The organism is Streptomyces sp. NPDC033178, assembly GCF_055577685.1.
The window spans coordinates 36152-61001 of the sequence record NZ_JBVIPT010000036.1; the positions used below are offsets into that span (position 1 = coordinate 36152).

Genomic DNA, 24850 nt, shown 5'->3' on the forward strand with positions numbered 1-24850 from the left:
CCCCGCTCCTCAAACGCCGGAGGGGCTGATTTCAGCCCGTCCGGCGTTTGAGGACGAGGCCGTTCAGGCCGAAGCGGGGGTCTGGGGGCGGCAGCCCCCAGGAACGGGACGGGTAGGGGCGGCGGGGGCGAGGAACCCCCAGGTCAGCCCACCCGGCTGGCGCCCTCGGAAGGTACCGCGGGAAACACTCGCGGCGCGGTGAAGCCCGCGGCCGCGAAGGCCTCCTCGACCGCCTTGGTGACCGTGTCCGCGTCCGACGACTCCACCAACACGATCGCCGAGCCCCCGAACCCACCCCCCGTCATGCGAGCGCCGAGCGCCCCGGCCTCGTTCGCCGTGGCAACCACCAGATCCAGCTCCGGACACGAGATCCGCAGATCGTCCCGCAACGAGGCGTGCCCGTCCGTCAGGACGGGCCCGATCGCGCGGACGTCCCCGGCGTCCAGCAGCGCGATGACCTCGTCGACCCGGTGGTCGTCCGACACGACATGGCGTACGTAGCGACGGACCCGCTCGTCCGACAGGCGGGCGAGGGACGCCTCCAGGTCCTCGTACCGGACGTCCCGCAGGAACGGGACGCCGAGCTGCCGCGCCCCCTCCTCGCAGCCCTCCCGCCGCTCCGCGTACTCCCCGTCCCCCAGCGCATGCTTCACACGGGTGTCGACCACGAGGAGCCGCAGCCCGTGCGCGGGCAGGTCGAAGGGGACCTGGCGGATGGACAGGTCACGGCAGTCGAGGTGGAGGGCGTGGCCCTCCGTGGAGCAGGCGGACGCCGTCTGGTCCATGATTCCGCAGGGCACGCCCACGAAGTCGTTCTCCGCGCGCTGGGAGACCCGGGCCAGCTCCGGACGCGTAAGGCCAAGGTCGAACAGGTCGTTCAGCGCCAGGGCCGTGACGACCTCCAGCGCGGCCGAGGACGACAGGCCCGCGCCCGTCGGGACCGTCGAGGCGAGGTGGATGTCCGCGCCGGTGACGGCGTGGCCGGCCTCGCGCAGGACCCAGACGACCCCCGCCGGGTAGGCGGCCCAGCTCGTGTTCGTCAGCGGCGCCAGCTCGTCGACGTGCAGTTCGACGACCGGGCCCTCGATGTCGGCCGAGTGGATGCGCAGTACGCCGTCGTCGCGGCGCGAGACCGCCGCCACCGCCGTGTGCGGCAGCGCGAGCGGCATCACGAAGCCCTCGTTGAAGTCGGTGTACTCACCGATCAGGTTGACCCGGCCGGGTGCCGCCCAGACACCGTCGGGGGCCGCCCCGAAGAGCGCCTCGAAGCCTTCTCGTACCTGCTGTGCCCCCACTAGCTCTCCTTCGACTTCGACTTCGGCTGCGACTGCGACTGCGCGATGTTCTGCGCGAACTCCCACGCGTCCGCGACGATCCCCGCGAGATCCGCGCGGGACGGGTTCCAGCCGAGCCGTTCGCGGGCCGTGGCCGCGGAGGCGACGAGGACCGCCGGATCGCCGGCGCGGCGCGGGGCCGCGACCTCGGGGATCGGGTGTCCGGTCACGCGGCGGACGGTCTCGATGACCTCGCGGACCGAGAAGCCGTTGCCGTTGCCGAGGTTGCAGATCAGGTGCTCGCCCGGCTGCGCGGCGGCGACGGCCAGCAGGTGGGCCTCCGCCAGGTCCGCGACGTGGATGTAGTCGCGGACGCAGGTGCCGTCCGGGGTCGGGTAGTCGTCGCCGTAGACGGAGATGGCCTCGCGGCGGCCCTGGGCGACCTGGAGGACCAGCGGGATGAGGTGCGACTCGGGGTCGTGCCGCTCGCCGCTCGCGCCGTACGCGCCCGCCACGTTGAAGTAGCGCAGCGACACCGCCGCGAGTCCGTGCGCGGCCGCCTCGCCGGTGATCATGTGGTCGACGGCGAGCTTGGAGGCACCGTACGGATTGGTCGGGGACGTCGGGGCGGACTCGACGATCGGGGTGGTCTCCGGCTCGCCGTAGGTCGCCGCCGTGGAGGAGAAGACCAGCTTGCGCACGCCCGCCGAGCGCATGGCCGCCAGCAGGGCCATCGTGCCGCCGACGTTGTTGTCCCAGTACTTCTCGGGCTTCACGACCGACTCGCCGACCTGCGAGAACGCGGCGAAGTGCAGCACGGCGTCGAACGAGGAATCCAGCCACTTGGCGGCGTCGCGGATGTCGCCCTCGATGAATTCGACGCCCGCCGGGACGCCCTCGCGGAAGCCGGTGGAGAGGTTGTCGAGGACGGTCACCTCGTGGCCCGCCTCCAGCAGATGCTGGGCGACCACGCTGCCCACATAGCCCGCACCGCCGGTGACCAGGTACTTCCCACTCATGAACTCGCTACCTCTCGCAGTCGCTGGGCCGCGGCCTCCGGCGGCACGTCGTTGATGAACACACTCATGCCGGACTCGGAACCCGCGAGGAACTTCAGCTTGCCGGAAGTGCGGCGGATGGTGAAAAGCTCGAGGTGGAGCGCGAAGTCGTCCCGCACCACACCGTCGAACTCCTCCAGCGTGCCGAACGGCGCCTGGTGCCAGGCCGAGATGTACGGCGTCGGAGGCTCACCTTCGCCGAAGATCCGGTCGAAGCGCCTCAACAGTTCCAGATAGACCTTGGGGAACTCTGTGCGTGCCGCCTCGTCGAGCCCGAGCAGGTCCGGCACGCGGCGGCGCGGGTAGAGGTGCACCTCGTACGGCCAGTGCGCGGCGTACGGCACGAAGGCCACCCAGTGCTCGGTCTCCAGCACGACCCGCTCGCCGGCCAGTTCCCTCTCAAGCACGGCGTCGAAGAGGTTCTCCCCGCCCGTCCCCTCCTTGTGTGCCGCAAGTGACCGCAGCATCAGGGCCGTTCGAGGCGTCGTGAAGGGGTACGCGTAGATCTGCCCGTGCGGATGTCCGAGCGTCACGCCGATCTCGGCGCCGCGGTTCTCGAAACAGAACACCTGCTCCACGGAGGGGAGATGCGACAGCTCGGCCGTGCGGTCGGTCCACGCCTCCAGGACCAGACCCGCCTGCTCCTCGGTCAGATCCGCGAAGGACGCGTCGTGGTCCGAGGTGAAGCAGACGACCTCGCAGCGACCGGAGTCCCCGGCCAGCGACGGAAAGCGGTTCTCGAACACCGCGACGTCGTACGAGGAGTCCGGGATCTCACTCAGCCGGTCGCCCTGGGAGGGGCACAGCGGGCATTCGTCGGCCGGCGGGTGGTAGGTGCGGCCCTGCCGGTGCGAGGCGATGGCCACCGCGTCGCCGAGCAGCGGATCGCGGCGTACCTCCGATGTGGTGACCGTCCGGTCGAGCGGGCGCCGGTCCACCGCGTCGCGCACCGTGTCGTCGCGCGAGTCGTAGTAGATGAGCTCACGACCGTCGGCCAGCCGGGTCGAGGTCTTCTTCACGCCGGACTCCCCATCCGTACCCGATCAAAGCATTCAACAGAAGCAAACACATCAAACCACAAATCCCCACGTCCGTCACCACCACAACCAAACAAAGAACACCACAGTGAAGTGAAGTGAGTGCTGAATGCAGACCCCCACATATCCAGCTCCCACATATCCGGCCCCCGCGTCGCCCGTGCACCTGGCGGCGGAGCTGCGGCTCCCCACCAACTGGCTCGACTACACGATCCTGGCGATCTACTTCGTCGTCGTGCTCGGCATCGGCTTCGCGGCCCGCCGCTCGGTGAAGACCAGCCTCGACTTCTTCCTGTCCGGGCGTTCGCTGCCCGCCTGGGTGACCGGTCTGGCGTTCATCGCCGCCAACCTGGGCGCGACCGAGATCCTCGGCATGGCAGCCAACAGCGCCCAGTACGGCGTCTACACCGTGCACTGGTACTGGATCGGCGCCATCCCCGCCATGGTCTTCCTGGGCCTGGTGATGATGCCCTTCTACTACGGCTCGAAGGTCAGGTCCGTCCCCGAGTTCCTGCTGCTGCGCTTCGACAAGGGGGCGCATCTGCTCAGTTCGATCCTGTTCGCGTTCGCCGCGATCCTCATCGCCGGGGTGAACCTCTACGCGCTCGCCATCGTCGTCGAGGCGCTGCTCGGCTGGCCGCAGTGGGTGTCGATCGTCGTCGCGGGCTTCTTCGTGCTCGGCTACATCACCCTCGGCGGTCTGTCGTCCGCGATCTACAACGAGGTGCTGCAGTTCTTCGTGATCCTCGCCGCGCTGATCCCGCTCTCGGTGCTCGGGCTGAAGAAGGTCGGCGGCTGGGACGGTCTGACCGACTCCCTGACGGCGTCCCACGGCGCCGACTTCACCACCGCGTGGGGCGGCACCGGCATCGGCAGCGACAACCCGCTCGGCGCCAACTGGCTCACCATCGTCCTGGGCCTCGGCTTCGTGCTGTCCTTCGGCTACTGGACGACCAACTTCGCCGAGGTGCAGCGCGCGCTCTCCGCGAAGAACCTCTCCGCGGCCCAGCGCACCCCGCTCATCGCCGCGTTCCCGAAGATCTTCATCGTCTTCCTGGTGATGATCCCGGGGCTCGTCGCGGCCGTGCTCGTACCGAAGATCGGGACATCCGGGTCCGACCTCCAGTACAACGACGCGATCCCGTACCTGATGGAGGACCTGCTGCCCAACGGCGTCCTCGGCATCGCGGTGACCGGTCTGCTGGCGGCCTTCATGGCGGGCATGGCGGCCAACATCTCGTCCTTCAACACCGTCTTCACCACGGACATCTGGCAGAAGTACGTGAAGCGCGACGAGGAGGACGCGTACTACGTGCGGTTCGGGCGTCTCATCACGGCGATCGGCGTCCTGGCATCGATCGGCACGGCGTTCCTGGCCTCCTCCTTCTCGAACATCATGAGTTACCTCCAGACGCTGTTCTCCTTCTTCAACGTGCCGATGTTCGTCGTCTTCATCATCGGCATGTTCTGGAAGCGCGCCTCCATGAAGTCCGGCTTCTGGGGCCTGCTCGCGGGCACCACGGCCGCGATGATCAACTACTTCGTCCTCTACAAGCAGGACGTCATCGGCATCCCCTCCGACCAGGGCGCCAACTTCGTCTCCGCGATCGCCGGGTTCGTGGCCGGCGCGGTGGTCATGTTCGCCGTCTCCCTCTTCACCGCGCCGAAGCCGGCGGAGGAACTCCAGGGCCTGGTGTACGGGACCAGCTCGCCCGGCATGGAGGAGCCGTCGGCGGAGGGCGACGACGCCTGGTACCGCAAGCCGGCCCTGCTCGGCTGGGGCGCGATCATCCTGGCCGCCGCCTGCTACATCCCCTTCTCCTTCTGACGACCGGAGGCCTGATCACCCATGCCCGAGCACTCTGGCTATTCCGACCGCGACCTCCAGCGCGAGGTCACCGAACTGCAGGGCAAATCCGCCACCGCGGCCCGCCTGTTCGACATCCGCCGCATCATCGGCGGCCTGTTCGTCGTCTACGGGATCATCGTCACGATCGCCGGCATCACCGAGTCCGACGCCGACATCGCCAAGGCCCAGGACGTCAACATCAACCTCTGGACGGGCCTCGGCATGCTGGCGCTCGGCCTGTTCTTCCTGGCCTGGCTTTGGCTGCGCCCGGTGGCACCGCCCACACCGGACCAGGACACCACCGAGCGCCCCGCCGAATAACCGCCGGGCACGGCGGGCGCGGGTACGGGGCCGGAGCCGCACAGCGCGACTCCGGCCCCCACACGTGTACCGGGACCTGCACCTGCACCTGCACCTGCACCTGCACCAGGACCGGACCGGGACCGGGGCTAGACCTCGGACCCCGCGTCCGACGCCGGGTGCGGGATCGGCCCCGCCCGGTCCAGCAGCCCCGTACGTGCGGCGAGCGCCGCCGCCTCCAGCCGGGAGCCGACGCCCAGCTTCATCAGTACGCGCTGTACGTGGGTCCGCGCGGTGCTCGGCGCTATGCCCATGCCGGCCGCGATGAGCCGGGTGTCCTCGCCGTCGGCCACCCTCACCAGCACCTCGACCTCTCTCGGCGTCAGCATCTGGAGGAGCCGCTGGCCCTCGTCGTCGGGCTGCGCGGCCGGGTTGAGCAGTTCGCTGAAGGCGCCCTGCAGAAGCTGCGGCGCCACGGCCGCCTCCCCCGCCCGGGCCTTCATGATGGCCCGCTCGACACCCTCTATGCGCTCGTCGTGCCGTACGTAGCCGGACGCACCGGCGGCGAACGCCGCGGCGATTCCGCGCGGGTTGGGCACCGGTCCGAGGACCAGCACCGCGACCTGCGGCCGCTCCCGCTTGATCCTCACCACCGGGTCGAATATGCCCGGTTCGGCGGGCGTCGCCGTGCCGATCAGGCACACTTCCGGCGCCCTCGTGATCACCAGCTCCGCCGCTCCCGCGGCAGGCGCGGCCGCGGCCAGCACGCGGTGCCCGCGCAGCTTCAAGGCCGAGGCCAACGCCTCGGCGAGCAGTCGGTGGTCGTCGACCACCATGAGCCGCACTCCCATCGAGCCCAACCCCCCAGTCCCCCCAGGATCCCCACTGGTACCCCATGGATAGGAGCCCCCCGGCTCTCCATCCCCCGGAAGCTACACGCTTGTTCGACGTTGCGCTTCCCCTACTGGAGAGAAGTGCCCCGGATTTCCGAAATTCCTCGCATTCGCGAGCGATGGGCCGTACGAGAACGACCCCGCCCCTGAGCAGGGACGGAGTCGTGATCGACAGGCGAACGCTTGATCGGCGTACGACCTGCCCGAGATCACTCGAAGACCTCGGGCAACCGCCGGACGCCTACGTGCCTACTTGGCGCCGAAGCCGATCGCCGCGTACTCCTTGTCGTCCGCGGAGTACGGCGCGCTGATCAGCTCCTGTGCCATGAAGAGCCGGCCGGCGGTGTACCGCATCTCCGAGCTGCTCGGGACGATGCTGCTGATCGCGCTGCGGACCTGGGCCTCGGCCGGGGTCTCCAGGAGCTTGGTCTCCTTGAAGGTCTTGCCGTCGATGGAGACGACCTGGGAACCCTTGTCGTACGGGCCGTTCTTGAACGCCAGGACGTTGCCGCCGTCCATCCGGATCGGCAGGATCTCGTAGCCGTCACCGGCGTCGGCCCGGTCGCTCGTGGGCTTGCCCGTGGCCAGCGAGAAGGACACGATCTCGTTGACCCGGGAGTACTGCTCGGCGCCCTCGTGCTGCTTGGTCGGCACGTACAGCCTGTCGTTGCCGACCGCGATGGACCGGCAGTTGTGGATCTTGTTCACACCGCAGTCGTGCTCGTACTTGCCGTCCTCGAGCGTGATCTTGGTGCGCAGCTTGCCGCTGTCGTCCAGCGAGAAGACGTCCGTCGCGCCGGACGCGGTGATCTCACCGGAGTCCACGCCGAAGACGACCGGCTTGGTAGAGATGACCTTGGCGTTGTCGATGCCCGCGGGGAGCTTGTAGCTCCACTTGACGGTGCCGGCCTTCGGGTCGAGGAGCTGGACCTCGTACTTCTCGTTGCCGTAGTCGCCGCACTTGCGGACCGCGACGAGCTGCTCGCCGCCCGCGTAGCCGACGTCCTCGCAGGTGCCGACCTTCGGCTGCCAGAGGATCTTGCCGTTGCTGATGTCGAAGGCGGCGCCGCCGTTGAGGCCGGAGCCGGCCGCGACCGTGGTGCCGGTGATGCTGACTTCCTTGAACGCGGCCTTCTCACCGCCGCCCGGGGCCACGGACTTCGTCCAGAGCGCCTTGCCGGTGTTCAGGTTGAACGCGGTGACCTCGGTGCACTCCGGGTACGGGTTCGCCTTGGTGCGCTTGGCGTCCTCGGCGACCACCACGGCGACGCCGTCCTTGGTGATCTCGGGCGAACCGGCGCAGGTGAGACCCGTCAGCGGCAGCGTCCAGGACTCCTTGCCGGTGTCCGGGTCGTAGCCGACAACCTCGCTGGGGCCGGACTTGGCGTACACCTTGTCGGTCAGCCAGGAGCCGGCGACGCTCCAGACGTCCTTCTTGGGGACCTCCGCCGCGGGCAGCTGGAAGAGGACCTTGGCGCTGGTGCTGGCGGGCACCCTCTCCGTGCCGCCTCCGCCACCGACGTCGTCGCCGCCGTTGTTGTCGTCCTTGCCCTCAGTGCCGCCGGGGCCCGCGGAGGTGTCCTTGTCGTCGCTCTTGCCGGACGAGTTCGCGTACCAGACACCGCCGCCGACGATGAGCGCGATCGCCACGACGGCCGAGACGATGATCGCCACCTGCGGGTTGACCTTGCGTCCGCCCGACGGAGCCTGCGGCTGCATCGGCATGGTGCCCAGCTGCTGGTAGCCGTACTGGGGCTGCTGGCCCGGGTAGCCGTACCCGGGCTGCTGCTGACCGGGGTAGCCGTAGCCCGGCTGGGCCGGCGGCGTCTGCGGGGCTCCCTGGGGCGCGCCGGGTGCCTGCGGGTAGCCGTACGGCTGCTGCGGCGGGGCCGACGGGGGCCCGGCCGGGGGCGGGGTCTGGGGTGCCTGGCCCGGCGCCTGCGGGTAGCCGTAGCCCGGCTGCGGCTGCTGCGGGGGCCCGGCGGGCGGAGTGGCCGGCGGTGGGGTGGGCGCACCGAAGCCACCCGGGGGCGGGTCCTGCGGGGCGCCGAAACCGCCTCCCTGGGGCGGCTGGTTGGGCGGCGGGGGCGGCGGCTGGCTCATGACGTGTGTACCTCGGATACGAAGGGGACGAAGGTCTGGTGGCCGTGGACGGGCCGGACGGGACGAGCGGGCAGGGCGTACAGGGCTTGCAGGCCGTGCAGGCCGTGCGGGAGAGCCGGCCCGGTCATTTGCCGAACGCCAGCATCAGCTTCTCCTTGGACTCGTCGTTGCCCGTCAGGCGAGTGGTGGAGAGGTAGAAACGCCCGTCCACGTAGTCGACGGCCTTCGAGAAGAAGCCGTCCTCGATGTCCGCGGTGCCCTGCGGGTTCTGCAGAAGCTTCTGCGGCGTGTGCGAGCCGCCGCCGGTCGGGATGGAGACGACCCGCCCGCCCGCGTCGTACGAGGGCTGCACGTAGGCGATCAGGTTCGTGCCGTCCAGCTTCATCGGCATCATCGACTCGTCCGCCGGGGACTTGACCCGCCACTTCTCCTTGCCGGTCTCCAGGCTGACGGCGACGACCTCGTTGGCGCCGCTCTTCGCCTCGGTCGGCAGGTAGAGGGTGTTCGCGTCGGCCGCCACACCCCCGCAGCCCTGGAGGTCGCGGGAAAGGATCGCCCAGCCGCACTCGGGCGCGAACGACTCGTCGACGTCGACCTCCGAGCGGACCGAGCCGTCGTTCTTCAGCGCGGTGACGTTCCACTGCTTCTTGTCGGCGTTGGTGAGGTAGATGACGACGGGGTCGACGGAGTACGTCCGCTCCACGCGCCAGCCCTTGGGAAACTTCCTGGTCCACTCGGCCTTGCCGGTGGCCGGGTCGAGTTCCTGCACCTCGTCGTGCTCGTCGTCGCCGCCGGCCCCGCAGGACGAGACGGCGAGCAGCTTGGCGCCGCCGGTGAACGCCGACGGGAAGCAGGAGGCGCCGTACTTCTTCTTGTCGTAGAGCTTGTCGCCGCTGGTCACGTCGTAGGCGACGCCGGACATGGAGCGGCCGACCATCAGTGTGTCGCCAACGATGTTCAGGCTGAGGCTGAGGGCGCTGTCGAAGAGGTCGCCCTCCGGGATCTCCTTCGTCCAGCCCTTCTTGCCGGTGGCGAGGTCGAGTTCGACGACCTGGTTGCACTCGGCGGTGTCCTTGGTGCCTTCCTTGTACGCCACGAAGACCTTGTCCGCGGACGTCTTCTGCGGGGACACCGCGCAGATCTTCTCCGGGAAGGAGACCGCGGGCCAGGCGACCTTGCCGTCGCCGACCTTGTAGGCGAAGACCTGCTTGTACGCGGCCTTCACGGCGACCTTGTCGGTGACCCACATGCCGGGGGCGTCGGCGCCCGAACCGGGGGCATCGGGCGCCTCCTTGTACCAGAGCACCTTCGACTCGCCCGCCTGGCGGCCCTCGTTGAGGTCCTCGGTGCCCTCGTTGCCGTCGCCGTCGCCGTCACCGGGGTTGACCGGGGCGCCGGACTCCGAGGCCTTGCCGTCCTGGCTCTTGTCGGCGACGGGCTTCTTCTTGGTGTCGTCGCCGCTGCCGGAGACGGCCCACACGGTGCCGCCGATGACGAGCGCCGCGGCCAGCGCGGCCCCGATGATCACCGCGGGCTTCCCCTTGAAGGGGTTGCGCGAGCCACCGCCCGGCGGCGTCCCGGGCGCACCCGGGAACTGCGGCTGCTGCGGATACCCGTATCCGGGCTGGCCGTACGGCCCCGGCTGCTGCGGATTCCCGTACGGACCGGGCGGGGTGTACGGCCCCGGCTGCTGGCCGTACGGACCCGGCTGGGCGTAGGGACCTGGCTGCTGCGGGTAGCCGTAACCGGGCTGCGGCGGGGTCCCCGGAGCGCCCTGCGGAGGCGGCGGCGGAGTCCCCGGCGGCTGGGCGGGCGGCGGAGGTGTGGCTGCATGCGGGTCCTGCGGCGGGCCGAAGCCTCCCTGCGGTGGCTGGTCCTGCGGCGCTCCGAACCCGCCCTGCGGCGGCTGGTTGGGCGGCTGAGTCATCAGCGCGTTCCCCCTCTTCACTGATTTTTAGCCATGCCCTGCAGTACGCACCGCAGTAGGCGATGCACTCACAGTGGTTGTCAGACTGCCCAAGAGTGTTCTCGGACGGCTCTTTCTATCACCATGACGCGCTCGAACAAGGGGCCGGTTCCTCCCCTGTTCCCAAGGGAGGACCGGCCCGTGATGCCCTCGTTATGGTCCTTCACGCAGCCTTCACGCGTCGTCTGCGAGCTCCAGCCACCGCATTTCCAACTCCTCGCGCTCGGTGGCCAGTTCGCGCAGGTCGGCGTCCATTTTCGCCACCTTCTCGAAGTCCGTGGCGTTGTCGGCGATTTGGGTGTGCAGCCGGCTCTCCTTGTCGGAGATCTTGTCCAGCTGCCGCTCGATCTTCTGGAGTTCCTTCTTCGCCGCGCGGGCGTCCGCGGCGGAGACACCGGTCTTCTCGGCCGACGGGACGGGCGCGGGGGCCGCGGCCGCCGCGGCCTCCTCCATCTTGTGGCGCCGCTCCAGGTACTCGTCGATCCCGCGCGGCAGCATCCGCAGGGTCGCGTCGCCGAGGAGCGCGAACACGCGGTCCGTCGTGCGCTCGATGAAGAACCGGTCGTGGGAGATCACGATCATCGAGCCGGGCCAGCCGTCGAGGACGTCCTCCAGCTGTGTGAGGGTCTCGATGTCGAGGTCGTTCGTCGGCTCGTCGAGGAAGAGGACGTTCGGCTCGTCCATCAGCAGCCGCAGCAGCTGGAGCCGTCGGCGCTCACCACCGCTCAGATCACCGACCGGCGTCCACTGCTTCTCCTTGTTGAAGCCGAAGGTCTCGCAGAGCTGGCCCGCGGTCATCTCGCGGCCCTTGCCGAGGTCCACACGGTCGCGCACGGCCTGGACGGCCTGCAGCACCCGCAGCGTCGGGTCGAGTTCGGCGACCTCCTGGGAGAGGTAGGCGAGCTTGACGGTCCTGCCGACCGCGACCCGCCCGGCGGCGGGCTGCGTCTCGCCCTCGGACAGGGCGGCGTCCCTCATGGCCCGCAGCAGGGAGGTCTTGCCCGCGCCGTTCACACCGACGAGACCGATCCGGTCCCCCGGTCCGAGCTGCCAGGTCAGATGCTTGAGCAGCACCTTGGGCCCGGCCTGGACGGTGACGTCCTTCAGGTCGAAGACGGTCTTGCCGAGCCGGGTGGAGGCGAACTTCATCAGCTCGCTGCTGTCCCGCGGCGGCGGCACATCGGCGATCAGCTCGTTGGCGGCCTCGACCCGGAAGCGCGGCTTGGACGTACGGGCGGGCGCCCCGCGCCGCAGCCAGGCCAGCTCCTTGCGGACGAGGTTCTGCCGCTTGGCCTCCTCGGTGGCGGCGATGCGCTCCCGCTCGGCCCGGGCGAAGACGTAGTCGGTGTAGCCGCCCTCGTACTCGTACACATCGCCCTTCTGCACGTCCCACATGCTGGTGCAGACCTGGTCGAGGAACCACCGGTCGTGGGTGACGCAGACGAGCGCGGACCGGCGCCGGCTCAGATGCTGGGCAAGCCAGGCGATGCCTTCCACGTCCAGGTGGTTGGTGGGCTCGTCGAGGATGATCAGGTCCTGCTCCTCGATGAGCAGCTTGGCCAGCGCGATCCGCCGCCGCTCACCGCCGGAGAGCGGTCCGATCACGGTGTCGAGCCCCTGCGGGAAGCCCGGCAGGTCGAGCCCTCCGAACAGTCCGGTGAGTACGTCCCTGATCTTGGCGTTGCCCGCCCACTCGTGGTCGGCCATGTCCCGGATGACCTCGTGGCGGACGGTGGCCTCGGGGTCGAGGGAGTCGTGCTGGGTGAGCACGCCGAGGTGCAGGCCGCCCGAGTGCGTGACGCGCCCGGTGTCGGCCTCCTCCAGCTTGGCGAGCATCCGGATCAGCGTGGTCTTGCCGTCACCGTTGCGGCCGACCACCCCGATCCGGTCGCCCTCGGACACGCCGAGGGAGACTCCGTCGAGCAGCGCACGGGTTCCGTACACCTTGCTGACTGCCTCGACATTGACCAGATTGACGGCCATCGCACTCCTGACAAGGGGGATCGATCGACCTTCCAGGGTAGTCGCCCGAAAGGTTGATCCTTCCGCCCGTCCAGAGGGCGGCTCCCTTCGCCCCCGAAGGGGCGCGGGGCTGTGCCCAGATGCCGCTCCGCCGCGCGCGGTGTCTACTGCCTCCGCTGGGGCGGCACGAGCGCAGAAGCCGGCGCCAGCGAGCGCCCCCCGGCCCCGGACTCCGCAAGAGCCCGGTCATGCACAGGCATGTCGTCCCGGACCAGATTCTCCGGAATGAGGACGGCCGCCGTGACACCCCCGCTTCCGGAGGACCGCAGCTCGACACTCACCCCCTGCCGCTCGGCCAGCCGGTTCACCACGATCAGCCCGATCTGCTTGGCGTCCAGCAGATCGACCTTCTCTGACCGGATCTTCCGGTTGGCCTCGGCCATCGCGTCCTCCTTCATACCGAAGCCGCTGTCCTCGACCTCGATGAGCAGCCCGCCCCGCACCCGCGCGGCCCGCAGCTGCACCTGGGTGCTGGGCGGCGAGAAGGCAGAGGCGTTCTCGACGAGCTCGGCGAGCAGATGGATGACGTCGGCGACCGACCCGCCCGCGACGGAGACACGGGGCGTGGCCCAGATCCGTACGCGGGAGGCGTTCTCGATCTCCGCGACGGCGGCGCGCAGCACCTCCGACAGCGGGATCGGATCGCGCCACCCGCGCCCGGGCGCGATGCCGGACAGGATGAGCAGGCTCTCGGAGTGCCGCCGCATCCTGGTGGCGAGGTAGTCGATCCGGTACAGGTCCTGGAGCTCGGCCGGATCGCGCTGGCGCTGTTCCATCCCGTCCAGCAGATCGAGCTGGCGGTGCAGCAGGACCTGGCTGCGGCGCGCGATGCTGACGTACACGCCGGAGATCCCGCTGAGGAGCTCGGCGCGTTCCGAGGCGGCCTTGAGGGCGGCCCGCTGGACGGCGGTGAGGGCGGTGCCGACCTGCGCGAGTTCGCCGCCGGCGAGGCGTCGCATGGGTGCCTCGGCGTCGATGTCGACGCCCTGCCCGGCGTGCAGCCGCCGCATGGCCTGCGGCAGCCGGCGGCCAGCCACTTCGAGGGCGGAGTTGCGCAGGTCGAGGAGTTCGACGATGAGTCCGCGCCCGACGAGTACGGAGACGAGCAGCGAGAGCAGTACGCCGACGAGGCCCAGGACGACGGCGACGCCGGAGGCGCCGAGCGTGTCCCAGCCGAAGGCGTTGACCTGCGAGACGGCGGCCGTTCCGGCGCTCTTCTCGGCCTTGGCCAGCCCGTCCAGGACGGACCTCGCGGAGCCGTCCCACTGGGTGAGGAAGCCCGCCGACACGGCCGAGGCGCCCGGCCCGGCGCTGCGCACCCGGTTCTCGATGGCCTGGAGGCTCTCGTAACTCCCGCTCTGCAGAACGGTGTTGTACGCGGACCGGTGTCCGGGCCGGAGATCGGCGACGGCGGGCGCGAGCAGCTGGCGCTGGGTGGCGACGGCGCCGACGAACAGCGCGTACTGGTCCTTGGTGAGCGTTCCGGCGGCCCGGCCGGCGGCGAGGATCGCCTGTTCCTGGGCCAACGCCTCGCGGGCACGGGCGAGTTCGAGGACGACCCGGGCCTCGGAGGCGGAGCTCGTGCGTTCCTCGCCGGTGAGCGCGCCGGAGACGGCGAAGGCGTGCTCGATCGTCGTGGAGTACGCCGTGTGGAGGTCCGTGGTCTTGGCGCCGTCGCCGGAGGCCTCGGCACGCAGCGCGGCGAGGCCTTCCGCATCGGTCTCCAGGCGGTCGATGCGACCGGGCAGCGCGGAGTCGAGCAGTCCGGCGTCGGCGCTGCTGGCGTTGGCGCCGTCGAGGAGCTTCTTGGCGGCGGCGTCGGAGGTCCGCCCCGCGGCGCGCAGTTCGGCGGGGTCGCCCTTGCCTGGGGTGGCGGCGTACCGCAGGGCGGCGGTCCGCTCGGCCTGTACGGCGGTGACGAACCCGTCGACGGGGACGAGGAGTTCGGCGTTGACCTCCTTGGCCCGCTCGGTGGCGCCGATGCTGGAGGCGGTGGTCACCGCGGCGAAGCCCCACAGGGCCATCAGCGACACGATGGGGAGCATGAGCAGGGAGACGATCTTGGCTCTGACCGATCTGGGTCGCAGCCGGTCGGGCGTGCGTCGGACACGCATGGGGACACCTCGTTCAGGGAGGGGGGACGTACGGTGGCCGGTCCGGGGGCGGCTGCGGGTCGCCCGCCCCCGGCGGCCCGCTCAGGCGGTGGAGAGCTCGACCTGGCGCAGGAGTTCGGCGGCCACCGCGGACTCGGCGCGCTTGCCGGTCGGGGAGAGCGCGACATACGCGGCGGCCAGGAAGAGGAAGGAGCCGAGGACGACGGCGAGGGGGAAGATGAACTCCGTGGCGGTGGCGCCCGCCAGGGCCGCGCTGCTCGGCGCGAGGGAGATGCTCACGGCGTACATCGCGGTGTAGTGCATGCTGCTGACCGCGAGGCCCATCACGAGGGCGGCCGCGGTGGCGACGACGGGCCCCCGGACGACGAGGCTGAGCGTGAGTGCGGCGGTCGCGGCGACGACGGCGATCGCGACGGAGGCGATGACCAGGGCCGGGTCGTACCGGACCGAACCGTGCAGGTTGAGCGCCGCCATGCCGATGTAGTGCATGGCCGCGACGCCGAGGCCGGTGCCGAGCCCGCCGAGCAGCACGGCACGTACCCGGGAACGGCCGTAGCCGGCGGTGAACACACCCGCGCCGACGACCAGTACGGCGACGACAAGGCTGAGCACGGTCAGCGGGACGTCGAAGCGGATCGGCGTGCCGTCGACACCGAAGCCGAGCATCGCGACGAAGTGCATGGTCCAGATCCCGGAGCCGATGGCGACCGAGGCCAGCAGCAGCCAGTTCCGCTTGGAGGCACCGTCCGCCTCAAGTGCCCTCACCGTGCACCGCAGTCCGAGTGCCGCGCCGACGCAGGCCATCGCATAGGACAGGACGGGAGTGACCCATCCGGCGCTGAAGTGGTCCATGTGACCCATGGGGAAGCCCCTCTCGCCCGCCGCACGGCCTGACCGTACGCACGGAAGTACCGCCGGTAACAAGACACCGGAGGCGGCCGATAATGCCAGCCCGAGATGAGCGGCGGACCAGGACGAAAGGGGTCCAGCCGGGAGATAGACGTGAATTGAACTACGGTGACCTGCATAACACTTGACCTGCATTTATATGCAAGCGACCGGGCCGGGCGGAATCCGCCGACTACCTCCACACGGCCCACACAGGCTGTCCTGGAACCGGTAACTCCTTTTGTGTAAGCGGTTTCCGAGGGCACCTTTCAAGCCAACGGTTGCGGCGCGTGCCGCAGCAACCGTCAGACCACGACAGCCCCCGGCACGGGCCCCGCGGCGACACGGGCGTTGCGGCACGTCCCGGAAGCAAGGAGCGCGTCCGCGACCTTCACCGCAGCCTCGGCGTCACGCACGAGGAACGCGGTCGTCGGCCCGGACCCCGACACCAGCGCGGCCAGCGCCCCGGCGGAGGTACCGGCGGCCAGCGTCAGGGCCAGCGAGGGCCGGAGGGACAACGCGGCGGCCTGAAGGTCGTTGGAGAGGGCGGCGGCGAGAGCCGAAGAGTCACCCTTGGCCAACGCCCCGAGCAGTCCGTCTGAGGCAACCGGCTCGGGCACCTCCACCCCTTCGTTGAGGCGGTCGAACTCCCCGTACACGGCCGGTGTCGACAACCCGCCGTCGGCGACGGCGAACACCCAGTGGAAGGACCCCCCGACCTCCAGGACCCGCAGCTTCTCTCCCCGCCCGGTCCCGAGCGCCGCACCGCCGACCAGGCTGAACGGCACGTCGCTGCCCAACTCGGCGCAGATGTCGAGGAGTTCCTCGCGCGTGGCCCCCGTACCCCAGAGGGCGTCGCACGCGAGCAGTGCGCCCGCACCGTCGGCGGAGCCGCCCGCCATGCCCCCGGCGACGGGGATGTCCTTGGCGATGTGGATGTGCACACGGGCCTCGCGCCCCGTCCTCGCGGCGAGCTTCTCCACCGCGCGGGCCGCCAGGTTCGTACGGTCCAGGGGTACCTGGGAGGCGTCAGGCCCTTCGCAGGTCACCCGGAGGGCGTCCGCCGGAGCCACGGTGACCTCGTCGTAGAGGCCGACCGCGAGGAAGACGTTGGCCAGGTCGTGGAACCCGTCGGGGCGGGCGCCGCCCACCGCGAGCTGCACATTGACCTTGGCGGGGACCCGTACCGTCACGTTCGACACGCTCACTGCTTGCTCTCCGCGATCCGTGCGAACTCTTCCACCGTCAGGGACTCACCGCGTGCCTGGGGCGAGACGCCCGCCGCGACGAGGGCGGCCTCGGCGGCGGGGGCGGAACCCGCCCAGCCGGCGAGCGCGGCCCGCAGGGTCTTGCGCCGCTGGGCGAAGGCCGCGTCCACGACGGCGAAGACCTCGCGCTTGGACGCGGTCGTCTTCACCGGCTCCTCGCGCCGCACCAGCGAGACGAGCCCGCTGTCGACGTTGGGCGCGGGCCAGAAGACGTTGCGGCCGATGGAACCGGCGCGCCTGACGTCCGCGTACCAGTTCGCCTTCACGGACGGCACGCCGTAGACCTTCGAACCGGGCGGGGCGGCCAGGCGGTCGGCGACCTCCGCCTGCACCATCACGAGCGTGCGCTCGATGGTGGGGAAGGTGTCGAGCATGTGCAGGAGTACCGGGACGGCGACGTTGTAGGGGAGGTTCGCGACGAGGGCGGTGGGGGCGGGGCCGGGGAGTTCCGTCACCTGCATGGCGTCGGAGTGGACGAGCGCGAAGCGGTCCGCGCGGGTCGGCATGCGGGCGGTGATCGTAGCGGGGAGTGCGCCCGCGAGGACGTCGTCGATCTCGACGGCGACGACGCGGTCGGCGGCCTCCAGCAGCGCGAGGGTCAGGGAGCCGAGTCCCGGGCCGACCTCGACGACCACGTCCTCGGGGCGGACGCCCGCGGTCCTCACGATGCGGCGCACGGTGTTGGCGTCGATGACGAAGTTCTGGCCGCGCTGCTTGGTGGGTCGTACGCCGAGGGCTTCCGCGAGTTCGCGGACGTCGGCGGGACCCAGGAGGGCGTCGGAGGTGGGGCTGCTCACGCCCCAAGGGTACGGGTGTGATGCGGCGGGGCCGTTTTTCGCCCCCGCCGCCCCTACCCGTCCCATCCTTCTGGGGCTCCGCCCCAAGCCCCGTGGGGTGGGTTGTCGGGTGAGGGTTCGTTGTGGCTGGGGTGCGCAGTTCCCCGCGCCCCTAATAAGGGGCGCGGGGAACTGCGCAGTCTTTTGGGGGTTCGGGGGCGGAGCCCCTGAGTAAGGGACGATGGGGGTCCCCCCGCTCGAGCGAAGCCGAGAGTGGGGGAGGGTAGGGGCGGCGGGGGCGAGGAAAAGCCCTCAGCCCTGCAGCCGCCCCCCACAGTGCGGCCAAGGACTCGCCCCCCGCCGCACATACAGCTTCTTCGCGCGGAAGGTCTGTTCCGCGGCAGGGGCGTCCTGAGGACGCCCGGACCCGCCGAGGCTGCGCCAGGTCTGGGCGTCGAACTGGTAGAGCCCCCCGTACGTGCCGGAGGAGTCGACCGCCCCGGGCCGACCACCCGACTCACAGTGCGCCAACCCCTGCCAGTTCAGCCCGTCCGCCCCCCGCACGGACGTGGGAAGCGGCCTCGTCCCCACCTTCACCACCTGCGCCTGCGGCAGGTCCACCACCTCGGCCCCGAGCCGCCGAGGCCGCTGCTTCACCCCGTTGACCGTACGAAGGGCGTACGTGACGCGCCGCAGCCCCGGCCGCCCGGCCCGCTCGACGACCTCCGTTCCCCGGAACAACCCGGGGTCCTCCGTGCGCCGCACCGCGAAGGGGATCGGCTCCTCACGGACCTCCTGCGTGGCGGTGATCCGCATGACCGTCACGGTCTGCCCGTCCCGTGGAAAGCTCCCGGACGGTACGGACGTGGTGTCCTCGCCGCGCAGCGTGATCCCGGCGTCCGCCACGACCTCGCGGACGGTCGCCGCGTTCGTCCGGACCGTCCGCGCCCGCCCGTCCGCCATGACCGTCACGGTCCGCTCGGTACGGACGTCGAGCGCGATCCCCTCCCGCCCGATCCGCCGGGAGCGCGGAACGGATGTGTACGCGCCCTCCGCACGCACCCCGAGCTCCCGCAACGCGCCGTCCACGGTGTGGGCCGTGGTCCACACCCTGCTCCGCTGCCCGTCGAGGGTGAGGCGCACGGGCCGCCCGTACCGTACGGCCACCTCGTCCCCGCTGGTCAGCGCGGCTCCGGGGCCGGGCGCCACGATGTCGTGCGCGCCGATCTCGACGCCCTCGTCGGCGAGGAGTTCGGTCACGTCGTCGGCGAAGGTGTGCAGCGTGCGCGGCTTCCCGTCGACGTTCAGCTCGATCGCCTTGTCGTCGGCCACGAACGCGGTGGTGCCGCCCGCGAGGAACGCCACGACCAGCGCCTGCGGCAGCAGCCGGCGCATGTCGGGCCGCTCGGCGCTCCTGCGCCGCCGGGCGGCCCGCCGGGCTTCGGCACGGCCGCCGGGCAGCGGCATCTCCAGCGTGGGCGGAACCTGCCGGGGAAGCGTCGGAGCCTCCGGCCCGCGCCAACCGTCGGGGGCGTACTCGTTGCCGCCCCCGCTCACGTCCTCATAAGCGGGTCGGTACGTGTCCGGGTATCCGTGACCGTACGGCTCAGGGATCTCGTACGTCGGGCCATACGTCTCGTACTGCGAATTGCTCACTACGACACGCTCCAGGGATCCGATCCGGATCGGGCCAGAGGAACCTAGCGGAGCGTTCGTCACTCTCCAAAGCATCGTGACTACGCTGTGTCGCGACACGTCCCCCGGTCGGACCCCCGCGAGCGGGCCGGTCGTTACGGCTCAGAAATCGAACGCGCGGGCCGTGTTCGCCGAGATCGCCGTCGCCAGCGCGTCCTCGTCCAGCCCCCGCACGACGGCCATGGCCCGGACCGTGACCGGAATGAGATACGGGGCGTTGGGCCGTCCGCGGTACGGCGCGGGGGTCAGGAAGGGCGCGTCGGTCTCGACGAGGACCAGTTCGAGCGGGGCCACGGCGAGGGCGTCGCGCAGCGGCTGGGCGTTCTTGAAGGTCATGTTCCCGGCGAACGACATGTAGTAGCCGGCGCGGGCGCAGATCTCCGCCATGGCGGCGTCCCCCGAGTAGCAGTGGAAGACGGTCCGCTCGGGCGCGCCCTCCTCCTTCAGGACCCGCAGCACGTCGGCGTGGGCGTCGCGGTCGTGGATGACCAGCGCCTTGCCGTGCCGCTTGGCGATCTCGATGTGGGCGCGGAAGGACCTCTCCTGGGCGGCCTTGCCCTCGGGGCCCGTGCGGAAGTAGTCGAGGCCGGTCTCGCCGACGCCCTTGACCTGGGGAAGGGCAGCGAGCCGGTCGATCTCGGCGAGCGCCTCGTCCAGCGCGCCGTCGCCACCGGGCTGCCGCGCGCCCTGCCGGGACCAGCCGTCGGGGTCGCCGTGCACGATCCGGGGGGCCTCGTTCGGGTGCAGCGCGACGGTCGCGTGGACGGCCTCGTGGTCGAGGGCGGTCTGGGCGGCCCAGCGCGAGCCCTTCACGTCGCAGCCCACCTGGACGACCGTGGTCACACCGACCGACGCGGCCTTGGCGAGGCCCTCCTCGACCGTGCCGGACTGCATGTCGAGGTGGGTGTGCGAGTCGGCGACCGGCACCCGGAGAGGGGTCGGCGGGGGCGGGGCTTCGGCGTTGGAAGGCATGCCCCGATCCTACGAAGCCCGATCCTGCGAAGGGGGCCTCGGGAGGTCTCGGGGGCCCGGGAGATCTCGGGAGGTCTCGGGAAGGGCGATGCCGGGCCCCACGGTCCGGGAGGCGGGGGGAGGCCGCAGAACGTGGGGCCCGGCATCGGGCGGCAGACCGGAGGATCAGCTCGCCCTGCGGTGGTGGAACGGGTGCAGCAGATCGGAGAGGTGCCAGTGGTGACGCTCCTCGGCCGCTGCCGACCCCGCGTTCTCCGCCGTGTCCGGGGTCTCGGCGTCCGGGGCCCTCCGCGGCCTTACGGGCGTCGGCCGGTGCAGCGAGTTCTGCGCCGAGGAGACCTGCCCCGCGCGCATGATGCGGACGACATGGCCGTCGCAGTTCTGACAGCTGGGCCGGCTCAGCGGCGACGGCACGACCCGGCCGTCGGCCACGTACATGACGAATTCGGTGCCCTCGGCGTCGAGGTGGTGCTCGATCTCGTACGACTGCTCCCAGCCGTGCCCGCAGCGCATGCAGGCGAAGGAGTACGACTCGTGGACTATGTCGGTCGCCGTGGTGCGGTGGCCAGGATCTCCAGTGATCTGCCCGGTCTGACCTGCGATCTCACTCATGCCAGCTCCTCTTGTCCGCTGGACGAGGACGGGTGCGTCCTTCAACCAGTGGACGCCTCCGCAGGCCGAAGCGCACGAGACCTGTCGAGTGTTGGAGCCGTCTTGGCCTTTCCTTGTCGGAGCGCCCTCAGAACGCGGTCTGAGCTTTGCTTTTCGCGATCGTCCTTTGCCCGCTCATGGGGTCGGGCGCGGGGTCCCGCTCATGGGTTCGAGCACGGCTGCCCGCTCAGCCATCAGGGATTCGGGTGCGCCGCGTTCTTCGAGGCGACGACCGCGTCGAAGACCTCGCGCTTGGGCAGGCCCGCGTCGGCGGCGACGGCGGCGATCGCCTCCTTGCGCCGCTCCCCCGCCTCCTCGCGCACCCGCACCCTGCGCACCAGCTCCTCGGCGTCGAGCGACTCGATGATCTCCGGCGCGCCCTCCACGACGACGGTGATCTCGCCGCGCACCCCTTCGGCGGCCCAGGCGGCGAGTTCGCCCAGCGGCCCGCGCTTGACCTCCTCGTACGTCTTGGTCAGTTCGCGACAGACGGCGGCCCGCCGGTCCTCGCCGAACACCTCGGCCATCGCGGCGAGTGTGTCGTCGAGGCGGTGCGGTGCCTCGAAGTACACGAGCGTGCGCCGCTCGACCTCGTTCTCCCGCAGCCGCGACAGCCGCTCGCCGGCCTTCCTCGGCAGGAATCCCTCGAAGCAGAAGCGGTCGACGGGCAGCCCGGACAGCGCGAGCGCGGTGAGCACCGCCGAGGGCCCGGGGACGGCCGTGACCTTGATGTCCTTCTCCACGGCCGCGGCGACCAGCCGGTATCCCGGGTCGGACACGGACGGCATCCCGGCGTCCGTGACGAGCAGTACGCGCGCCCCGCCCACCAGCGCCTCGACCAGCTCGGGCGTACGCGCGGTCTCGTTCCCCTCGAAGTACGAGACGACCCGCCCGGACGGCTGTACGTCCAGCGCCTGCGTCAGCCGCCGCAGCCGCCGCGTGTCCTCGGCGGCGATGACGTCGGCCCCCGCCAACTCGGCCGTCAGCCGGGGCGGTGCGTCCGCGATGTCCCCGATGGGCGTGCCTGCGAGTACAAGGGTTCCTGTCACGGTTCCATCCTCGCAGGGGCGGCCCACGCGACTCACACAGACCTGTTCCCTACGATGGCGCGGTGACCAGTACCGCGTCCTCCACGGACACCCGGCAGGGACAGGGCGTCGAAGACCAGCGGCCGTCGTGGCAACAACGGCTGCGCCGGTTCGGCTACACGGCCCCGCCCAGAAGCGATGTCCGCGAACGCCTGGTGCCCGCGTACACCGAGCCCAGCCCCCGGCTGTGGGCGGCGATCGGGCTCCGCCGGGAGGCGGCCGAACGCCTCGTCCGCTGGTCGGCGTGGGGAGGGCCGCTGCTCGTCACGCTGATCGCGGGCGTGATGCGGTTCTGGAACCTGGGCAGCCCGAAGGCGGTGATATTCGACGAGACGTACTACGCCAAGGACGCCTGGGCGCTCATCCACCGCGGGTACGAGGTCAACTGGGCGAAGAACGCCAACGAGCTGATCCTGCAGAACGGCGGCAACGTCAAGATCCCGACGGAGGCCGCCTATGTGGTCCATCCGCCCGTCGGGAAGTACGTCATCGGGCTCGGCGAGTGGATGTTCGGGTTCACGCCGTTCGGCTGGCGGTTCATGACGGCGCTGCTCGGCACGCTGTCCGTGCTGATGCTGTGCCGGATCGGCCGCCGCATCTTCCGCTCGACGTTCCTGGGCTGTCTGGCGGGCGCCCTGATGGCCGTCGACGGCCTGCACTTCGTGATGAGCCGCACCGCGCTGCTCGACCAGGTGCTGATGTTCTTCGTCCTGGCGGCCTTCGGCTGCCTGCTCATCGACCGCGACAAGGTCCGCGAACGCCTCGCCGCCGCGCTCCCACCGAACGCCGACGGCCTCGTACGCCCGGACGCGCGCATCGCGGAGGAAACGCTCCTGGGCCGCCGCCCCTGGCGCCTGGCGGCGGGTCTGCTCATCGGCCTCGCCATCGGCACGAAGTGGAACGGCCTCTACTTCCTCGTCGCGTTCGGTCTGCTGACGGTCCTGTGGGACGTCGGCTCCCGCCGGGTCGCGGGCGCCCGCCGCCCCCATCTGGCGGTCCTCAAGCACGACGTGGGCTGGGCGTTCCTCTCCACGGTCCCCGTCGCGATCGCCACGTACATCGTGTCGTGGACGGGCTGGTTCCTGTCCGCCACCAACGGCAAGGGCGGCTACTACCGCGACTGGGCCTCGGCCGACGGCCGCACCAGCGATTGGTCCTGGCTGTTCCCCGACTGGTGGCGCAGCCTGTGGCACTACGAGACCCAGGTGTACGACTTCCACGTCGGCCTGCACTCCCCGCACACCTACCAGTCGAACCCGTGGAGCTGGATCGTCACCGGCCGCCCCGTCTCGTACTTCTACGAGTCGCCGCTGCCCGGCAAGGACGGCTGCCCCACGGACGCGGGCGAGAAGTGCGCCCGCGAGGTCCTCGCCCTCGGCACGCCCCTGCTCTGGTGGGCGGCGGGTTTCGCAGTCATGTACGTCCTCTGGCGCTGGCTCTTCCGCCGCGACTGGCGAGCGGGCGCGATCGCCTGCGGCGTAGTGGCCGGCTACCTCCCCTGGTTCCTCTACCAGGAACGCACGATCTTCTTCTTCTACGCCGTCGTCTTCCTCCCCTTCCTGTGCCTGGCGGTGGCCATGATGACCGGTGCCATCCTCGGCCCGCCTGGTTCGACGGAACGCCGCCGCGTTATCGGCGCGGCGACGGCGGGGGTCCTGGTCCTGCTGATCGCCTGGAACTTCATTTATTTCTGGCCGATCTACACGGGCGAGGCGATCCCGATCGACAGTTGGCGGTCTCGGATGTGGCTGGATACGTGGGTTTAGCTGGGCGGATACACAATGATGGCGCGGTAGTCTGCCGCGCCATCATGGTTGTTAGTGGTCGTTGGCGGCTGCCATTGGCCACCTTCATACGGCCCGGAGACGGCCCGGCAGATTTACAGTCCTCCAGCTAAGAGCCGACGCACCAGGCTTTGGCCTGCGGCAAGTCTCCCGCAAATCGCCACGGTGCGGCCGGTCGTCCACACCTCGCCCAGAATCCTTCATCTCACGCTGCCAAACCATCCGTTCCCGTTGGTCAGCGATTGCGTATTACGGCCAGGCGTGCCCGGACCGCTTCGGTGAACGAGTGGTTGTCGCCCAGGACTCGGACGGCGTCGGTGAGGGTTTGTTCAAGCAGGTAGATGGCCCGCTCTATGTCTCCTGTAGCCACGTAGGCATAGGCAAGGCCCTCGCAGGAAGCAAGGGTGGCAGGGTGGCCCTCGCCCCGCACACGGAGGGCAACGGATAGATCCTGCTCGAACAGGGGGATGGACCGCTCCGGATCCCCCGCCAACGCGTAGGCAAGGGCGAGGCATTGGCGGGTGGCCAGGGTGTCGGGGCGGTCTTCCCCCAGCACCCGCAACCGGCCAGCGAGGGTCTGCTCGAACAGCGGGATGGACCGCTCCAGATCCCCCGCCGACAGATACGCATAGCCAAGGTTGTATCGGGAGACCAGGGTGTGGGGGTCGTCTTCGCCCAGCACCCGCAATTGGTCGGCGAGGGTCTGTTTGAGCAAGGGGACGGCCCGCACCGGATCTCCCGCCGACACATAGGAAAGGGCGAGGTTGTTGCGGGCTGCCAAGGTATCGGGGTGGCCCTCGCCCAGCACTCGCAACCGGTCGGCAAGAGTTTGCTCGTACAAGGGAAGGGCCCGCCCCAAGTCCCCCGCCGCTTCGTAGGCGCCAGCGAGGTTGTTGCGGGAGGCAAGGGTGTGGGGGTGGTCTTCGCCCAGCACCCGCAACCGGTCGGCGAGGGTCTGCTCGAACAGGGGGGTGGACCGCACCAGATCCCCCGCCGACATGTAGGCGTAGGCGAGGTGGGTGTGGCTCTCCTGTAGGGACGTTCCTGATCAGGCCGTGAGGTTGTAGTTGTGCTGGTCGGGGGTGGAGTAGAGGCGTTTGTGCTCGCGGGTG

General features: G+C 70.4%; 18 protein-coding genes and 1 pseudogene. 3 read left to right on the forward strand and 16 right to left on the reverse strand.

Features of this window, described 5'->3' with window-relative positions:
• Nucleotides 1-143: 143 nt before the first annotated feature.
• Genes galK through galT form a run of 3 tightly spaced genes read right to left on the reverse strand, consistent with a single transcriptional unit; the run spans nt 144 to nt 3351 of the window.
• Nucleotides 144-1295, reverse strand: coding sequence for a galactokinase (gene galK / locus ACZ5VQ_RS47735; RefSeq protein ID WP_469110484.1), 1152 nt, complete (start codon nt 1293-1295; stop codon nt 144-146).
• Entirely contained in the window at nt 1295-2293 is a 999-nt protein-coding gene (gene galE / locus ACZ5VQ_RS47740; RefSeq protein ID WP_469110485.1) for a UDP-glucose 4-epimerase GalE, read from the reverse strand. The genes galK and galE overlap by 1 nt, the downstream gene beginning before the upstream one ends.
• Nucleotides 2290-3351, reverse strand: a complete 1062-nt coding sequence (galT, locus tag ACZ5VQ_RS47745; RefSeq protein ID WP_469110486.1) for a galactose-1-phosphate uridylyltransferase — start codon at nt 3349-3351, stop codon at nt 2290-2292. Before galT ends, galE begins: the two co-directional genes overlap by 4 nt.
• A 127-nt stretch (nt 3352-3478) precedes the next feature.
• Between galT and ACZ5VQ_RS47750 the strand changes: the two genes are divergently transcribed.
• On the forward strand, nt 3479-5197 hold the full coding sequence (locus ACZ5VQ_RS47750) for a sodium:solute symporter family protein (RefSeq protein WP_469110487.1): 1719 nt from the start codon (nt 3479-3481) through the stop codon (nt 5195-5197).
• A 21-nt stretch (nt 5198-5218) separates the two neighbouring features.
• A complete protein-coding gene (locus ACZ5VQ_RS47755; protein WP_200396433.1) occupies nt 5219-5539 on the forward strand; it encodes a hypothetical protein in 321 nt (106 codons plus the stop codon).
• A gap of 128 nt (nt 5540-5667) precedes the next feature.
• On the opposite strand, the gene ACZ5VQ_RS47760 is transcribed toward ACZ5VQ_RS47755, so the two are convergent.
• The 12 genes from ACZ5VQ_RS47760 to rsmI all read right to left on the reverse strand — a co-directional run bounded on the left by ACZ5VQ_RS47760 (nt 5668) and on the right by rsmI (nt 21915).
• Nucleotides 5668-6369, reverse strand: coding sequence for a helix-turn-helix transcriptional regulator (locus tag ACZ5VQ_RS47760; protein WP_200396434.1), 702 nt, complete (start codon nt 6367-6369; stop codon nt 5668-5670).
• 291 nt (nt 6370-6660) lie between these two features.
• Nucleotides 6661-8514 carry an outer membrane protein assembly factor BamB family protein gene (locus ACZ5VQ_RS47765; protein ID WP_469110488.1) on the reverse strand — a complete coding sequence of 618 codons (1854 nt, stop codon included), beginning with the start codon at nt 8512-8514 and terminating at the stop codon, nt 6661-6663.
• Nucleotides 8515-8638: 124 nt separating this feature from the next.
• A complete protein-coding gene (locus ACZ5VQ_RS47770) occupies nt 8639-10441 on the reverse strand; it encodes an outer membrane protein assembly factor BamB family protein (RefSeq protein WP_469110489.1) in 1803 nt (600 codons plus the stop codon).
• 213 nt (nt 10442-10654) lie between these two features.
• A complete protein-coding gene (locus tag ACZ5VQ_RS47775; RefSeq protein ID WP_469110490.1) occupies nt 10655-12463 on the reverse strand; it encodes an ABC-F family ATP-binding cassette domain-containing protein in 1809 nt (602 codons plus the stop codon).
• A 143-nt stretch (nt 12464-12606) separates the two neighbouring features.
• A complete protein-coding gene (locus tag ACZ5VQ_RS47780) occupies nt 12607-14616 on the reverse strand; it encodes a sensor histidine kinase (protein WP_469110491.1) in 2010 nt (669 codons plus the stop codon).
• Nucleotides 14617-14697: 81 nt separating this feature from the next.
• Nucleotides 14698-15477 (reverse strand): MHYT domain-containing protein, encoded by a 780-nt coding sequence (locus ACZ5VQ_RS47785; protein WP_362088216.1) that lies wholly within the window; start codon nt 15475-15477, stop codon nt 14698-14700.
• Between the two features lie 332 nt (nt 15478-15809).
• Nucleotides 15810-16706 carry a 4-(cytidine 5'-diphospho)-2-C-methyl-D-erythritol kinase gene (locus ACZ5VQ_RS47790; protein ID WP_469110492.1) on the reverse strand — a complete coding sequence of 299 codons (897 nt, stop codon included), beginning with the start codon at nt 16704-16706 and terminating at the stop codon, nt 15810-15812.
• A gap of 2 nt (nt 16707-16708) precedes the next feature.
• Nucleotides 16709-17569, reverse strand: a complete 861-nt coding sequence (gene rsmA / locus ACZ5VQ_RS47795; protein WP_362088212.1) for a 16S rRNA (adenine(1518)-N(6)/adenine(1519)-N(6))-dimethyltransferase RsmA — start codon at nt 17567-17569, stop codon at nt 16709-16711.
• 291 nt (nt 17570-17860) lie between these two features.
• On the reverse strand, nt 17861-19204 hold the full coding sequence (locus ACZ5VQ_RS47800; protein WP_469110493.1) for a ubiquitin-like domain-containing protein: 1344 nt from the start codon (nt 19202-19204) through the stop codon (nt 17861-17863).
• Between the two features lie 141 nt (nt 19205-19345).
• Nucleotides 19346-20215, reverse strand: coding sequence for a TatD family hydrolase (locus tag ACZ5VQ_RS47805; RefSeq protein WP_469110494.1), 870 nt, complete (start codon nt 20213-20215; stop codon nt 19346-19348).
• 165 nt (nt 20216-20380) lie between these two features.
• Nucleotides 20381-20827 carry a hypothetical protein gene (locus ACZ5VQ_RS47810; RefSeq protein WP_469110495.1) on the reverse strand — a complete coding sequence of 149 codons (447 nt, stop codon included), beginning with the start codon at nt 20825-20827 and terminating at the stop codon, nt 20381-20383.
• A 233-nt stretch (nt 20828-21060) separates the two neighbouring features.
• Nucleotides 21061-21915, reverse strand: coding sequence for a 16S rRNA (cytidine(1402)-2'-O)-methyltransferase (rsmI, locus tag ACZ5VQ_RS47815; RefSeq protein ID WP_469110496.1), 855 nt, complete (start codon nt 21913-21915; stop codon nt 21061-21063).
• Between the two features lie 62 nt (nt 21916-21977).
• Between rsmI and ACZ5VQ_RS47820 the strand changes: the two genes are divergently transcribed.
• Nucleotides 21978-23720, forward strand: a complete 1743-nt coding sequence (locus tag ACZ5VQ_RS47820) for a dolichyl-phosphate-mannose--protein mannosyltransferase (RefSeq protein ID WP_469110497.1) — start codon at nt 21978-21980, stop codon at nt 23718-23720.
• A gap of 253 nt (nt 23721-23973) precedes the next feature.
• Here ACZ5VQ_RS47820 and ACZ5VQ_RS47825 read toward each other — a convergent pair.
• A pseudogene (locus ACZ5VQ_RS47825) lies at nt 23974-24750 on the reverse strand (tetratricopeptide repeat protein); the annotation flags it as partial.
• Nucleotides 24751-24850: the final 100 nt, after the last annotated feature.

Coding starts and splice junctions, on each gene's coding strand:
- ACZ5VQ_RS47770 (WP_469110489.1), bottom strand. CDS start 10,441: ATGACTCAGCCGCCCAACCAGCCGCCGCAGGGCGGGTTCGGAGCGCCG.
- ACZ5VQ_RS47785 (WP_362088216.1), bottom strand. CDS start 15,477: ATGGGTCACATGGACCACTTCAGCGCCGGATGGGTCACTCCCGTCCTG.
- ACZ5VQ_RS47810 (WP_469110495.1), bottom strand. CDS start 20,827: ATGAGTGAGATCGCAGGTCAGACCGGGCAGATCACTGGAGATCCTGGC.
- ACZ5VQ_RS47805 (WP_469110494.1), bottom strand. CDS start 20,215: ATGCCTTCCAACGCCGAAGCCCCGCCCCCGCCGACCCCTCTCCGGGTG.
- ACZ5VQ_RS47755 (WP_200396433.1), top strand. CDS start 5,219: ATGCCCGAGCACTCTGGCTATTCCGACCGCGACCTCCAGCGCGAGGTC.
- ACZ5VQ_RS47765 (WP_469110488.1), bottom strand. CDS start 8,514: ATGAGCCAGCCGCCGCCCCCGCCGCCCAACCAGCCGCCCCAGGGAGGC.
- ACZ5VQ_RS47750 (WP_469110487.1), top strand. CDS start 3,479: ATGCAGACCCCCACATATCCAGCTCCCACATATCCGGCCCCCGCGTCG.
- ACZ5VQ_RS47775 (WP_469110490.1), bottom strand. CDS start 12,463: ATGGCCGTCAATCTGGTCAATGTCGAGGCAGTCAGCAAGGTGTACGGA.
- ACZ5VQ_RS47760 (WP_200396434.1), bottom strand. CDS start 6,369: ATGGGAGTGCGGCTCATGGTGGTCGACGACCACCGACTGCTCGCCGAG.
- ACZ5VQ_RS47780 (WP_469110491.1), bottom strand. CDS start 14,616: ATGCGTGTCCGACGCACGCCCGACCGGCTGCGACCCAGATCGGTCAGA.
- galE (WP_469110485.1), bottom strand. CDS start 2,293: ATGAGTGGGAAGTACCTGGTCACCGGCGGTGCGGGCTATGTGGGCAGC.